10 protein-coding genes are annotated in these 14,922 nt (G+C 58.4%); 8 read left to right on the top strand and 2 right to left on the bottom strand.

Annotated elements, in window-relative coordinates:
- Positions 1–30: 30 nt before the first annotated feature.
- Positions 31–2,436, bottom strand: coding sequence for a glucose/quinate/shikimate family membrane-bound PQQ-dependent dehydrogenase (locus MKZ87_RS03245; protein ID WP_085702982.1), 2,406 nt, complete (start codon positions 2,434–2,436; stop codon positions 31–33).
- 349 nt (positions 2,437–2,785) lie between these two features.
- On the opposite strand from MKZ87_RS03245, the gene MKZ87_RS03240 reads away from it, so the two are divergent.
- The 8 genes from MKZ87_RS03240 to MKZ87_RS03205 all read left to right on the top strand — a co-directional run bounded on the left by MKZ87_RS03240 (position 2,786) and on the right by MKZ87_RS03205 (position 11,436).
- Positions 2,786–4,573: a thiamine pyrophosphate-requiring protein gene (locus MKZ87_RS03240; protein WP_266200264.1), complete on the top strand. Its 1,788-nt coding sequence runs from the start codon at positions 2,786–2,788 to the stop codon at positions 4,571–4,573.
- A 139-nt stretch (positions 4,574–4,712) separates the two neighbouring features.
- Entirely contained in the window at positions 4,713–5,372 is a 660-nt protein-coding gene (locus MKZ87_RS03235) for a carbonic anhydrase (RefSeq protein WP_085702980.1), read from the top strand.
- A gap of 362 nt (positions 5,373–5,734) precedes the next feature.
- The gene (locus tag MKZ87_RS03230; RefSeq protein ID WP_085696174.1) at positions 5,735–6,466 is read left to right on the top strand and encodes a GntR family transcriptional regulator; all 732 of its coding nucleotides are present in this window, start codon (positions 5,735–5,737) and stop codon (positions 6,464–6,466) included.
- Between the two features lie 132 nt (positions 6,467–6,598).
- Positions 6,599–7,888, top strand: a complete 1,290-nt coding sequence (locus MKZ87_RS03225) for an MFS transporter (protein WP_085702129.1) — start codon at positions 6,599–6,601, stop codon at positions 7,886–7,888.
- A gap of 29 nt (positions 7,889–7,917) precedes the next feature.
- Positions 7,918–8,763, top strand: coding sequence for an amidohydrolase family protein (locus tag MKZ87_RS03220; protein ID WP_227235534.1), 846 nt, complete (start codon positions 7,918–7,920; stop codon positions 8,761–8,763).
- 293 nt (positions 8,764–9,056) lie between these two features.
- Positions 9,057–10,442 carry a GntP family permease gene (locus tag MKZ87_RS03215; RefSeq protein WP_227235535.1) on the top strand — a complete coding sequence of 462 codons (1,386 nt, stop codon included), beginning with the start codon at positions 9,057–9,059 and terminating at the stop codon, positions 10,440–10,442.
- A gap of 137 nt (positions 10,443–10,579) precedes the next feature.
- The gene (locus tag MKZ87_RS03210; RefSeq protein WP_234205243.1) at positions 10,580–11,014 is read left to right on the top strand and encodes a YeeE/YedE family protein; all 435 of its coding nucleotides are present in this window, start codon (positions 10,580–10,582) and stop codon (positions 11,012–11,014) included.
- 2 nt (positions 11,015–11,016) lie between these two features.
- Positions 11,017–11,436: a DUF6691 family protein gene (locus MKZ87_RS03205; RefSeq protein ID WP_085702125.1), complete on the top strand. Its 420-nt coding sequence runs from the start codon at positions 11,017–11,019 to the stop codon at positions 11,434–11,436.
- Positions 11,437–11,524: 88 nt separating this feature from the next.
- Here MKZ87_RS03205 and MKZ87_RS03200 read toward each other — a convergent pair whose 3' ends face one another.
- Positions 11,525–14,749 (bottom strand): autotransporter domain-containing protein, encoded by a 3,225-nt coding sequence (locus MKZ87_RS03200; RefSeq protein ID WP_234205244.1) that lies wholly within the window; start codon positions 14,747–14,749, stop codon positions 11,525–11,527.
- Between the last annotated feature and the right edge of the window lie 173 nt (positions 14,750–14,922).

Here is a 14,922-nt window from a genome sequence, read left to right as displayed (position 1 = left end):
CACAAGTGAAATAAAGGAGGGCGCTGCGGTTTACGGCAGCGCGTACGCCATGACGTAGTCGCCGCGATCGGTGGACTGACGAGCACCACCGGCAGTGATGACCACGTATTGCTTGCCGGTTTTCGGCGACACATACGTCATCGGGCCGCCCTGGCTGCCGACCGGCAGGCGGGCTTTCCAGATTTCTTCACCGTTGCCGCTGTTGTACGCGCGCAGGTAGAAGTCCTGGGTGCCGGCGATAAAGATCAGGCCGCCCTGGGTCGACAGGGTGCCGCCGAGGGTTGGCAGACCGATCTTGATCGGCAGGTGCATGCGGATGCCCAGCGGGCCGGTGTCTTCAACGGTACCGACCGGAACTTGCCAGGCGACTTTTTGGGTTTTCATGTCGATGGCGGTCAGGGTGCCGAACGGCGGGGCCTGGCAAGGAATGCCGGCGACCGACAGGAAGCGGTTCTTGTTGACCGCGTACGGCGTACCTTTCAGCGGCACAGCGCCCATACCGGTGTTCAACGCTTCGCCACCGGAAGTTGCCTGGCCCTTGTTCTGCGACGGGATCATCTGAATCCACAGCCCCAGGCGCATGTCGTTGACGAAGATGAAGCCGTGCACCGGGTCAGTCGAGATGCTGCCCCAGTTCATGCCGCCCAGCGAGCCCGGGAAGCTCAGGGATTTGTCAGTGCCTGGCGCGGTGTACAGACCGTCGTAGCGCATCGACTTGAAATCGATCCGGCACAGCAACTGGTCGTACGGGGTTGCGCCCCACATGTCCGACTCGGTCAGGTGCTGGGCACCGATCTGCGGCATGCCTACCGATTTCGGCTGGGTTGGCGAGTAGGGTTCGTTTGGAATGTTCGACGCCTTGACCGGTACTTCTTTAACGTCGGTCAGCGGTTTGCCGGTGGCACGGTCGAGCACGTAAATCTGTCCGGCCTTGGTGCCGATCACCACCGCGGGCACGGTTTTGCCGTCTTTGGTGAAGTCGATCAGGCTTGGCTGCATCGGCAGGTCGAAGTCCCAGAGATCGTTGTGCACGGTCTGGTAGACCCACTTTTCTTCGCCGCTGTTGGCGTCCAGCGCCAGGATCGAGGCGCCGTAGGTGTGATCCAGTTTGCTGCGCTCGACCCCATAGATGTCGGTGGACGAACTGCCCATTGGCAGGAAGATTGTGTTGGTTGCCGGGTCATAGGACATCGGCGCCCAGCTGTTCGGCGTGCTGCGAACATAGGTTTTGCCATCGGCCGGTGCCTTTTTATCCTGCGGATTGCCCGGGTCGAACGCCCAGCGCATGGCACCGGTCATCACGTCGAAACCACGGATCACGCCGCCCGGCATGTCGGTCTGCACGTTGTCGGCCACACGACCGCCAACCACCACGGTGGTGCCGGCCATCAGCGGCGCGGATGACAATTGATAGTAGCTGTCGGGCACATCGCCCAGACCGGCCTTCAGATCAACCTGGCCGTTGTTGCCGAAACCCTGGCAGAACTCGCCGGTGTCGGCATCGACTGCGATCAGGCGGGCGTCGATGGTGTTGGTCAGCAAACGACGGGTGCAGTTGGCAGCAGAAGCGGCCGGGGGCTCGGTGACAGGCGAACCGGCCGGTTTGGCGACGGCTGCGCTGGCATCGAAGTAGGCCATGCCACGGCAACGCTGCCAGACTTTGGACTGAGCGTTGATCGCGTTTTTCCAGAGTTCTTTACCGGTGTCGGCATCCAGCGCGATCAAGTTGTTGTGCGGGGTGCAGATGAAGACTTTGTTGCCGATCTGCAGTGGAGTCAGCTGGTCTTCGGCCCCGTTGCCGTCGCTTTCGGCGATGTCGCCGGTGTGGTAGGTCCACGCGACTTTCAATTTGTCGACGTTGCTGCGATTGATCTGGTCCAGCGCAGCGAAGCGACTGCCGCCCTCGGTATTACCGTAGTGCGCCCAGTCTTTCTGCGCCTTTTCCGGCTCCACTGGCGTCAGGCCCGGGCCAGTACCGGTAGGCGCGACGGTCGGGTGCGTAACGAACATGTTGCCCGCGGCCACCGCCAGTCCAACCGCCAGAACAGCCGCAACACCGTAAGCACCGCGACCCGCGACGCCGCCATCGGCGCGTTTGAGCATCGGGTAGACCAGCGCGACCACCAGGCCCACGGCGCTGAACATGAACAGACGCGAGAACACCGGCCAGAACACCAGCCCTGCATCGATCACTGCCCAGATCGCCGTCCCCAGCAGGAACGCCGCAAACAGCCAGGCGCCGGCAGGCTTGCGGCGGGCGATCAGCAGACCGGAAACGGCCATCGCCAGACCGCCGACCAGGAAGTACCAAGAGCCTCCCAGGCTGACCAATTTCACACCGCCAGCGGCCAGTGCCAGGCCGAGCAGGGCGATGATCACGCCCAGCCCGACCAGAATGAATGTTGATATGCCCGAGAGGCGTTGACTCTGCTTCACGTTGAATGTCCCGTTGAAATGAGGGGGGCATTATATAGTTAGGTAACTACCTAGTTAAATCACTAATTCAGAATGAAGTGTAGTTTGCTGCTCAATGGCGTGCTCTAGTGCCGAAAGCGCAGCCAGCGGACTCCACGCCAATGTCCAAGGGGCGGTAAAAATTCGCCTTTGTGTCAGCAGAAATGGAATTTGTGACAGCTACAGATAACTGCTGATGCCCGGAGCAACCTCAAGCAGGATTGCAATCAGCCCATGCGTCACTTGATGGAGGGGCTCGACATCCACACGAACTTCGCCGTCCGCCGGACTGTCCAGTCCTTTACATGCACTGGGTGAAGGCGAAAACGACATGACAATGACTGTAGGCGATTTTCTGGTCGAGCGACTGAGCGAGTGGGGCGTGACGCGGATTTTTGGGTATCCGGGCGACGGCATCAACGGCGTTTTCGGCGCACTGAGCCGGGCGCGGGGAAAGATCGAATTCATTCAAGCGCGGCACGAAGAGATGGCCGCGTTCATGGCCTCGGCGCATGCCAAGTTCACCGGCGAGCTGGGGGTATGTATCGCCACGTCAGGCCCTGGTGCCTCACATCTGATCACGGGACTCTACGACGCGCGCATGGATCACGTACCGGTGCTGGCGATTGTGGGGCAACAGGCCCGCGCGGCACTCGGTGGTCACTATCAGCAGGAGCTCGACCTGCTGTCGATGTTCAAGGATGTCGCCGGTGCCTTCGTGCAACAGGCGTCAGCCCCGGCGCAGGTTCGCCACTTGATCGACAGGGCGGTACGCACGGCTGTCGGTGAGCGGCGCGTCACGGCAATCATCCTGCCCAACGACTTGCAGGACATCGAATATGAAGCTCCGGGACGAACCCATGGCACTGTGCATTCCGGGGTGGGCTATACCAAACCGAAAGTCGTGCCTTATGACGCGGATCTGCAACGTGCCGCCGAGGTTCTGAATGCAGGCGAAAAAGTGGCGATTCTGGTGGGGGCCGGTGCGTTGCAGGCAACCGACCAGGTCATCGCCGTGGCGGAAAAGCTTGGCGCCGGTGTCGCCAAGGCGCTTCTCGGTAAAGCGGTACTGCCGGACGAACTGCCCTGGGTCACGGGCAGCATCGGTTTGCTGGGCACCGAACCCAGCTACAAGTTGATGACCGAATGCGACACCTTGCTGATGATCGGCTCCGGGTTTCCGTATTCTGAATTTCTGCCAAAGGAAGGTCAGGCACGCGGGGTGCAGATCGATTTGCAACCCGACATGCTTAGCTTGCGCTACCCCATGGAGGTCAATCTGGTAGGTGACGCCGGGGAAACCCTCGCTGCAGTGTTGCCATTGCTTGAGCACAAAACGTCACGCAAATGGCGCAAAAAGGTCGAAGGCTGGCGCGCTTCCTGGGAGAAAACCCTGGAAAAACGCGCCATGGCCAAGGCCGATCCCGTCAATCCGCAGCGGGTGGTTTTCGAACTGTCGCCACGTCTGCCGGAACTTTCGATCATCACCAGCGATTCCGGCTCTTGCGCCAACTGGTACGCCCGCGATCTGAAAGTGCGGCGCGGCATGAAGTGTTCCCTGTCTGGCGGCCTGGCCTCGATGGGCGCCGCTGTGCCTTATGCGATTGCGGCCAAATTCGCGTTCCCGGAGCGTCCCGTGATCGCGCTGGTGGGCGATGGCGCGATGCAGATGAGCAATATGGCGGAGTTGATCACCGTGGCCAAATATTGGCGGCAGTGGGCAAGCCCCAAATGGATCTGCGCCGTCTTCAACAATGAAGACCTCAATCAGGTGACTTGGGAGCAACGGGTCATGGAGGGGGATCCGAAGTTCGAAGCGTCGCAGAGCATTCCCGATGTTCCTTATCACCTGTTCGCCATCTCCATTGGGCTGAAAGGCATATTCGTCGACCGCGAAGACGACGTGGCCGCCGCGTGGGAGCAGGCGCTGGCTTCGGATGTCCCCGTGCTGATCGAGTTCAAGACCGACCCCAACGTTCCACCGCTTCCCCCGCACATCAAGCTCGAGCAAGCGAAGAAGTTCGCCACCACGTTGCTCAAGGGTGATCCGGACGAGGCGGGGATTGTCGTGCAAACCGCCAAACAGGTGTTAGGGGCTGTGCTTCCGCGCAAAAAATGAGTTCCGTCAGGAGCCGCCTCACCCGTCGTGGATTGAATACATCCAATGCGCGTGAGGTCTGCAATAATGAGCACCATTGCGGCACGAGGTCATGTCGAGTGCTCGTGTCGGTATCCGGCAGTTTGATTTGGAGGATTCCATGCGTGACATTATTGATGGCTTTCTGCGTTTTCAGCGCGAGGTGTATCCACAGCGCGTCGAGCTTTTCAAGCAGCTCGCGACAGAACAGAACCCCAAGGCGCTGTTCGTCACGTGCTCGGACAGTCGTGTAGTGCCTGAACTCCTCACACAGCGCGAACCGGGCGAGCTATTCGTGATCCGCAACGCCGGCAACATCGTGCCGTCGTACGGACCTGAACCGGGTGGGGTTTCGGCCACTGTCGAATATGCGGTTGCCGTGCTCGGCGTAAAGGACATCGTGATTTGCGGCCATTCGGATTGTGGGGCGATGGGCGCGATTTCACGCTGCACCTGTCTGGATCATCTTCCGGCCGTTGCCAACTGGCTTCGTCACTCGGATGCGGCGAAAGCGATTAACGCCGCGCATGAATTCGATACGCCACGTGACAAGCTCGATGGCCTCGTTCGCGAAAACGTGATTGCACAATTGGCGAACCTGCGCACTCATCCATCGGTGGCGCTCGCGCTCGAGCAGGGGAGTTTGAATCTGCATGGCTGGGTCTATGACATCGAGGCAGGTTGCATCGATGCGCTGGATGGCGCCACTCGGCGTTTCGTCAAACTTTCCGATTCACCGACCACCGTTGCCGTTGCTGCGCGCAACGTTGATCACGTGTAACAGCGACGGACGAGCCAGGACGGAGATGTCTTCGTCCTGGTCAAGCAGTACCAGGCCCGAGATAAAGGAACTGCCGGCGAACGGAGTCATCGGCAGCGTCGAGCAGTAAACTGCTTGGGCGGATTTTCCTCACGAGACGGATTTTTTACCCCGACGCGACAACCACTTGACGCATTTTTTAGCCATATCGGCATTGCCTCACCTAACCCGTGATTGAACCAGCGGGCTTGTCATCTTTATCTGAGGCTATTGACTCCACTCGTCAGCGCGATGCCGTTGCCCACCTTGACAGTTCAGTTGTCTGGCGAAATACTCGCCCCAAGATTCATATAGATGACTAGATAACAAGGTGAATAAAGTCGATGAATTCTCTTTCCAGTGATGCTCGCCTGCCGCTTTACCAACGCCTGCGTGACCACTTGGCTGAACAGATCGCTAACAACCGCTGGCGTCCAGGCGAGGCTATTCCCACTGAGGCCGCACTGTCAGCGGAATACCAGTTGTCTACTGGCACCGTGCGCAAAGCGGTCGATTCGTTGGTCAGCGAGGGAATTCTTGAGCGGCAACAAGGCCGAGGCACTTTCGTTCGCCGACCCCAGTTTCAATCGTCGTTGTTTCGATTCTTTCGTTTTCAAACCGCTGCCGGCGAACGCCAGGTACCGGAGAGTCGCATTCTGTCCATCGAAGCAGTAGCCGCGCCTTCAGCTGTAGCCCAAGCGTTAGGGTTACCGGTCGAAGCGCCGGTTATCCGCATTGTCCGTGTTCGATTGCTCGAAGTTCAGCCCGTGCTTGCCGAAGAGATCTGGCTGCCGCGCAACCGCTTTCAAGCACTGCTGGAAGTTGACCTCAGCCGGAAAGGCCCACTGCTATATCCGATCTACGAAGAAATCTGCGGTCAGGTCGTCGCCTACGCCGAAGAGACACTCACGGCTGAATCGGTGAGTGAGGTGCATGCTCGACTGCTGCAGGTACCGGTCAGCAGCCCAGTGGTAGTGATCGAGCGATTGGCTCGTGATTACGCCGGCACACCACTGGAGTGGCGTCGTTCCCGTGGGCATGCGGAGCACTTCCGATACAGCGTGGATATCCGCTAGCACCTACCTGTGTAGTGAATCGTTGAGCGGCGAGTAAGTCGCCGCTGGTTTCCTGTTTATTGCCAAAAATGGCCCTGTAGCGGAGCGGTTCGCTTTCGGCTGCCTTAAGTTCCACTTATAAGGATAAGAATCATGTTCAGCTGGTATCGCCAAATCACTCCTCGGGAGCGCAAAACGTTTTGGGCCTGCTTCGGCGGATGGTCGCTCGACGCACTGGAAGTACAAATGTTTGGCTTGGCGATTCCGGCGCTGATCGCCGCATTCGCCCTGACAAAGGGTGACGCGGGACTAATCAGTGGCGTTACGCTGGTTACTTCGGCCATCGGCGGATGGGTAGGGGGGACATTGTCCGACCGCTACGGCCGGGTACGCACGCTGCAATGGATGATCTTGTGGTTCTCGTTCTTCACCTTTCTGTCGGCGTTCGTCACTGGTTTCCATCAGTTGCTGATCGTCAAAGCACTTCAAGGCTTCGGCATTGGCGGTGAGTGGGCGGCCGGCGCGGTGCTGATGGCCGAGACCATCAACCCTGGACTTCGTGGCAAGGTAATGGGTACGGTGCAAAGCGCCTGGGCTGTGGGTTGGGGCCTGGCGGTCGGTGTGTTTGCGTTGATTTATTCGTTCGTGCCGCAGGATATGGCCTGGCGTGTGATGTTTATCGTTGGCTTGCTGCCGTCGTTCCTGATTATCTGGGTACGGCGCAATGTTGAGGAGCCTGATAGTTTCCAGCGCCTGCAAAAAGAAAAAGCCATCCCGCAAAGTTTCTTCAAATCCCTGGCAGGTATCTTCCGTCCTGAACTGATTCGCGTGACGCTATTCGGTGGTCTGTTGGGCTTGGGCGCGCACGGTGGTTACCACGCAGTGATGACCTGGCTGCCGACGTTCCTCAAGAGCGAGCGTAACCTCTCGGTGCTGAACTCTGGTGGTTACCTCGCAGTGATCATCTTCGCCTTTTGGTGCGGATGCGTGGTCAGTGGATTTTTGATCGACCGCATTGGCCGTCGTAAAAACATCGTGCTGTTCGCGTTGTGCTGTGTCGTCACTGTGCAGTGTTACGTGTTCCTGCCACTGACCAATACCCAGATGCTGTTCCTGGGGTTCCCGCTCGGCTTTTTTGCGGCCGGTATTCCCGCAAGCCTTGGCGCGTTATTCAACGAGCTATACCCGGCAGACGTGCGCGGTGCCGGTGTGGGCTTCTGCTACAACTTTGGCCGAGTGCTGTCAGCGGTATTCCCGTTCCTGGTCGGCCACATGAGCGACTCCATGTCCCTTGGCTCTGCGATTGGTATCGACGCCGGGATTGCCTATGGCGTGGCGGTGATCGCGGCACTTTGTCTGCCGGAAACCCGTGGACGCAGCCTCGAAGCTTCAAATACATCGGTGGCAGTAGCGATCAACGGCAACGAGAGTGCGCGGGCCTGATGCCCATTACCTTCTATTAGATGAATGCTATGACTGATACCTGCTCTACACCGATCACCGGCATCGACTCCCATGCTCATGTGTTTAGCCGTGATCTGAATTTGATCGGTGAACGGCGCTACACCCCTGATTACAACGCCACGCTTGAGCAGTATCTGACGCACTTGCACGCTCATGGCCTAAGCCATGGCGTATTGGTGCAACCGAGCTTTCTCGGTACTGACAATAGCTACTTGCTGGCGGCGTTGAGGCAAGCGCCGGATCAGTTGCGAGGCGTGGTTGTGCTGGAGCCAGGCGTCAGTCGCGCCATGTTGAATGACATGGATCGCCTGGGCGCGGTCGGCGTTCGCTTGAACCTGATGGGCAAGGCGTTACCTGATTTTCGTAACAGTGCCTGGAGAGCGTTTTTCAGCCACATTGCTGATCTTGACTGGCATGTCGAATTGCATCGGGAGGTAAAGGATCTGCCTGGGCTGATTCATCAATTGGCCCCGTTCGGTTTGAAGTTGGTGATCGATCACTTTGGCCGGCCGGATGCCAATTCGGGCGTCGATCAGCCCGGTTTTTGCGAGTTACTGGAGTTGGGGTCAAAAGGTTCGATCTGGATGAAGGTATCGGGAATCTATCGTTTGGGAGGTACGCCGCAACAGAACATCAATTTCGCTCGAGTGGCATTACCGCTGCTGGAACAAAGTTTTGGCGTTCGCCAGTTGGTGTGGGGTAGCGACTGGCCGCATACGCAGCATGAGCAAAGCATCGGTTTTCGCACCGTAGTCGATCAGTTAAAAGCCCTGGAGTGTTCGCCGCAGGTTAGCTATTCGCTTCTGGTGCAAGCCCCTCGAAGGTTGTTCGGTTTTGCGAAAGGCAAAAGCTGAAACTTGCGCCTGCATTCGCAAATGCCCATTCATCTCTCCCATTTAAATCAATACCTACAGAACGTTCGACGTGCGACGTTGCATTAAAACCTGCCGTGCCTCATCGGGACGTTTTGTGTAGCAGCTGATTCCAATTACAAAAGAGCAGATTCCATGAACATGTCATCCGAAATCGAAATTGAACCCACCCAAACGAAGCTTCGCTTATTACATGCACCGACAGGCGTTACGGTTTCAAACTTTTCTTTCAAATCCGAGTGCAGTTTTTGCGTCGGCCCGACCGAGATCCTTTCATGACCCCCTTAGATATAGACCTGTTACTGACCGCATTGGTGAGCGTCCTGGTGCTGGTGGGGCTCATCGTGTCACGTCTCAAAATGCACCCGCTCCTGGCCTTGCTGGTGGTTTCCGTGGGCGTCGGCTTTGCAACCGGAATGGAGCCGGAATCCATCGTCTCCCACGTGATCACCGGCGCCGGAAAGACACTGGGTGCAGTAGGGGTGGTCATCGCGCTTGGAGCGATGCTGGGCAAAATTCTTGCTGACGCAGGTGTCACAGAGCAGATCGCCGAGGTCATCCTCAAGCGGACATCGGATCGGATGATCCCTTGGGCCATGATGATGGTTGCATTTGTAATTGGTATTCCCATGTTTTTCGAGGTAGGCCTGGTGATCATGCTGCCGCTGATATTCAGCGTGGCGCGAAAACTGGAAAGCCAGGCTCGCTTCAAAGGTTCAGCGTATGTGTATGTGGGTGTTCCGGTGATTGCGGCACTTGCAGCCATGCACGGGATGGTACCGCCGCACCCTGGCCCCTTGACGGCCATCGCCGCGCTCAAAACCTCGGTTGGGCCCACAATGCTCTATGGCTTCCTTGCCGCAATTCCTGCAATGATTTTGGGCGGCCCGCTTTATGGCGCATTCATTTCGCCGCGTATGAGCACCCGGCCGGATCAGGTTTTGCTGGATCAGTTCACCCTGGCTGAAAAAGCCGACGATCAACCAAGCACCAGCGTATGGCTTGGCGTGCTGGCAGCCTTGCTACCGGCGATCCTGATGCTGATTCATGCCGTCGCCGAGATGCTATTACCCAAGGGCAATGCAATCCTGAAGATGGCCAGTTTCTTGGGCAATCCCCTGATAGCCATGCTTCTGGGCGTTCTGTTCGCAGGGGCGAGTCTGGTACTCGCGCGAGGTGGCGATGCAGGGCAACTGCGCGAATCCCTGGGCAAGAGCCTCAAGCCCATCGCTTCAATCATCATGATCATCGCCGGCGGTGGTGCCTTTCAGGAACTGCTGACCAGCGCCAAGGTAGGCGATGCCATTGTGCACCTGACCCAGCAGTCTGCGTTCCCTCCGCTGATCCTGGGTTGGTTGATCGCCATGCTGCTCTCGGTATCTACCGGTTCAGCCACTGTAGGTATCGTTGGTGCTGCGGGTTTGCTGGCGCCGCTTGCAGGTGCTGATCCCAGCCTCAACCTGCCGCTGCTAGCCTTGTCCATAGGCTGTGGCTCGCTGTTCTTCAACTATGCGAACCATGCGGGCTTCTGGATGGTGAAGGAATCCTTTGGCATGACTATGGGCGAAGCCACCAAAACCATTTCGGTGGTTCAATCCATCGTAGCCGTGGTCGGTTTGATTGTGGTGTTGATGTTGAATGCGGCTGTCACGGTGACTTGAGTCAGGATCTGTTCGCAGATAGCAACCGTGCCCGAGCGAGTCAGTCGAGGGGTCAGGCACAGGCTCCTCTACCACAGGAGCAGACACTTGCTCTTCGGGCTCAGGCTTAACCAGCACTTGTGTACAGGAGATACAAAATGCACATCGATTGGATCAACTTCACACCCTGGACGTCATTAGGCGGCGGCGCCTTGATAGGGCTGGCGACCAGCTTGTTCGTTCTCGCTAATGGTCGTATCGCGGGCATCAGCGGCTTGCTAGGTAGCGTGATGCAATTTGATAGTGAAGGCTGGAGCGAAAAGGCGTTGTTTCTTCTTGGTCTTTTACTTGCGCCCTTGTTGTGGGGAGCGTTGACCGTTTTGCCGGAAATAGAGATCAAGACAGAGTGGCCGGCCCTGATTATTGCGGGGCTGCTCGTCGGCGTGGGAACCCGTTACGGCTCGGGCTGTACGAGTGGTCACGGCGTGTGCGGGATTTCCCGGTTGTCTCCTCGCTCCATCGTGGCAACGGTGTGTTTTATGACCGCCGGCTTCGCAACGGTGTACGTCATTCGTCATGTTTTGGGAGCTTGAAGATGATCAAGTTGAGCGCATTTTTTGCAGGGTTGATCTTTGGCTTAGGTCTACTCCTGGCAGGCATGGCGAACCCTGCCAAGGTATTGGCTTTTCTTGATGTCGCCGGGGCTTGGGATCCGTCACTTGCTCTGGTGATGGGAGGGGCCATTGCAGTGGCGGTTATTCCCCTGAATTGGGCGCGCAAGAACAAGCAATCCTTGCTGGGTGCCCGCATGCAGTTACCCGTAAAGCGAGAGCTGGATCCCCGCTTGATTGGCGGCAGTCTAGTGTTCGGTGTTGGTTGGGGAATTGCGGGGATTTGCCCTGGGCCGGCTGTAGCTACTCTGCTGACGGGGCACTGGCAAATAATCATTTTCGTGTTGGCTATGTTGGCCGGTATGTATTTGTTCTCTGTATTAGAAAGCCGACGCGTGTGTTGATCAGGTGATAACCATGGACGTAAATGACGGAAACGCTGTCAGATACCTGCACCAGCCGAGTGTTCTATTGAGACGCCGCTCCCTGATATCAGAATCGCGTTCCGAGTCTGAGCATCAGCGCATGAGATCTGGAGTCGTCCCCCAATCCGTATGACCCTTGATAGGTCACGCCTGTCGTCAAGCCTCCTGGCAGTGAGAAGTCAGCTCCCAGCGCGACGGTCATCAGGTTTTCGCTTTGTCCCTGGGTGGATACGCCATAGGTGGCGTCACTGATGTCGGCGTACCCCATGCGCGCCGTGCTGTCACCGCTGAAGGTGTGGCTGTATTCGAGGCGACCACGCAGCGTCAGTTCCGTCGGCTTCAGCGACAAGCCATATTGCCCCCGCAAACCACCGGTTCCGGACAACACGCTCATGCGTTGTGCCGCGTATGCCAGGTCGAGCGCGCCGCTGCCGGATTCGCGAAATCCATCGAGCTTCGTCGATGACACGTCGACACGGCCATAAGGTGCGATACGCCAGGTGTCTTCCCTGAATTCATAACCCGAGCTGAGCGAGCCGAAGATCTGATCGCCGTCACGCGAGCCCTTGGCGTATCCGCCGTTATCGGTCACATAGCGGCGACTGTCGAACGACAGGTTGCTGTACCCGAGTAAACCGTCGATGAATACGCGACCCGGGTGGAAACTGCCGTAGATTGCACCGCTGAAGGAGTCTCCTTTGCTGTGGCTGCCTTGGGAACCGATATCGCTGGAGTCCCGGCCATACCCGAAACCGATGCCGGCGGTGAAGGCATCAAAGAAGCGATAGTCGACGCCGGCGCTCATGCCGACCATGGTACTGTCGAGCTTCACGTCGTCTCGGCGGGTATCACTGACGTTGACGTAGCCACCACTCCAGAACGACAGGTTCTCATCTCCCAGCAATCCGCTGTTTGAGCCGGGAGCTGCGGACAATTGTGGGGAGGCTGTGCGATCGCTGCCACTGAGTGACGACAGCGCCTGGTACATCTCCGAGGCGCTGGTATTGCCGGTACGTGACTGGCGCGATTGCGGCAAGCCGAGTTGCAAGTTGAAGCTGCTGCCACGACGGTTCTCTTTGTCGTGCAGTCGTTCGAGGCGGTCGTTGAAGTTGTCGATCTGCGCGCGGGCAAAACGTGCGGCACTTTGCGCTTGGGCGCCGAGCATGCCGATCACTTCCTGGTCTTTGCTCGGGTCGGAACGTCCGGCCACTTGCAGCGTCAGGGTGATGGGTTGCGACGCGCCCCAGCGATTGCTGAGGGTGTAACGGATGATCGCAGCGCCTGAAGCTTGTGCGGCAGCCACAAATGTCAGACTCGTCCCGCTGAGCGTCGTCTGTCCCATGGCTTTGGAAGGCGTGTCCACCAATGCCGCGCCGGTGAATGGCCCGCCGCTGATGCCATCCGCCAGGTTCACGGTGACTGCCTGCCCGGCGTACAAGGATGCGCTGCGGTCGGCGCCGCTTGGCAACGTGCCGCCGATGCTCAGGCTGTAAGCGACATTGAGCGTCGCACCGGTGGCGTCCGTGATTTGCACGGCAATGGTCGCCGAGCCTGCTTCCGAAGGTGTGCCGGAAATTGTCCCGGAGGAGGCATCGATGTTCAGGCCCGACGGCAGACCGGTGGCGCTGAAACGATAGGGGCTGCCGCCACCGCTTACGCTCAATGCTTGTGAGTAACGGGCACCGATTGTTGCCGCTGGCAGCGATCCGGCGGCGGGGGAAACGATCAGGGTAGGGGCTGAAATCGTCAGATTGACCGTCGCTGCCGGCGAGGTGCCTGAGGCATTACTGGCGGTGTAGGTGAAGCTGTCCGTCCCGGAGAACCCGGCGACTGGCGTATAGGTGATCGTCAGACCTCGGGCCATCGCACTGCCGTGCATTGGTGCAGTGACAACCGCTACCGACGTGGCTGTTCCCCCCGCCAGAGACAGCGCAATGCTGCCGCTGCTATTGGCAGCGATGGCGGCGGAAACCGGGTTGGCCACAGGCACTGGCCCACCGGCAATACTCAGCGTGTAATTGGCATTGCCGACGGCGCCATGTTGATCCGTCACGCTGACAGAGAGGTTGTAGCTGCCAGGACTGGCGGGCGTACCACTCAGAACGCCACTGGCTGCATCGAGAGTCAGCCCTGCGGGAACTCCGGAGCTTGTATAGCTATACGGCGCCGAGCCCCCGGTCGAGCTGAATGATTGACTGTAGGCCGTTCCCACCTGACCGGCAGGCAACGCACCAGCGGCCGGGGTCAACACCAGTGTCGGCGCCGTCACCGTTAGCGTGACCGTCGCGGGGGAGGAGGTGCCCGACAAGTTACTGGCGGTGTAGGTGAAGCTATCTGGGCCTGAGTAACCTGATGCCGGCGTATAGCTGATGGAGGTGCCGCTGGCGGTGGCAAGCCCGTGTAAAGGGGCGGATGCAACGGCAACCGACGTCGCAGTGCCGCCTGAGAGGGCCAAAGTGATCGGATTGCCGGAACTGTTGGAAGCCACGGTCGCGGAGACATTGCTCGCATCCGGCGCAGCGACGGCCCGAGTGACCGTGATGGTGTACAGGTGCGTGGTACTCCCGTCCTGGGCAGTACCCAATACGCTGATCGTGTTCGACCCCGTGTTCAGGCTGATTGCTGGCGATGTAGCACCCGAGCCCACACTCATTCCGTTGATCGTGATCGTAGCGTTACTGTCGGAGGCCGTCGGCGTGAAGGTGATTGAAGATACGTTGCTCGCGACCGCGACATTGTAGGTACTGGTGCCCGATGAAAATGAAGGCGACAAGGTACCGGCTGAAGGGATCAGGTTCGACAGGGTGGCATCGCTGGAAACCGCCGCACCACAGTTGATGGTCACCGTGCTCAGGTAGGTGCCGACCTTGGTGCTGATGAACAGCCCGTTGGTCAGATTTGCAGCCGAAGCACTGCCCGCATGACTACCTGCACTGCCGGTGTTGCTGCGGTAGTCGAAGTAGGGCGAGAAGGTGGTCGGGTTGCGCAGGATCACGTTATCGGCGGACGACGGATTGCTGTTGCCGACGTTGCCGCCGTTGTCACTGAACGTGACCGAGACGCTCTCGCCGGCAGAAAAGGAACCAGCAGGAAAGGAGCGAGAAAAGCTACCCGAACCGCTCAAACCGTTGAGCGTCGTGCAGCTGGCCGATAACGCGTACGCCGAAGATGAATCAAACAGCAGGCTGCAAATGGCGAGTGCCATGAACACAAAAAATCTGGAAACCCTGAATGAAACGTACCGACCGTTCAGTACCGTTGTTTTGCAGACAAGCTTTTGCGTTGAATACATGCAGAGAAACCTGATTCAGAGGCGGAGCGCGCGCGATGCTGCCCATTCTGGCGACTCGTACGATATCGACTGCGCAGAATGAGTCTTTAAGCCGTAGTTAGAGGTGACTTGCGTGAATCTGAATGGCAGCGGGGAAGAGGTGAAAGCGCAGAGCGCCGCTCTAAAGGATGCTC

It is taken from the genome of Pseudomonas sp. MCal1, from assembly GCF_026341415.1.
Lineage (GTDB): Bacteria > Pseudomonadota > Gammaproteobacteria > Pseudomonadales > Pseudomonadaceae > Aquipseudomonas.
The sequence above is the reverse complement of the archived record's forward strand: the minus strand, read 5'-3'. Positions and strand labels throughout refer to the sequence as shown.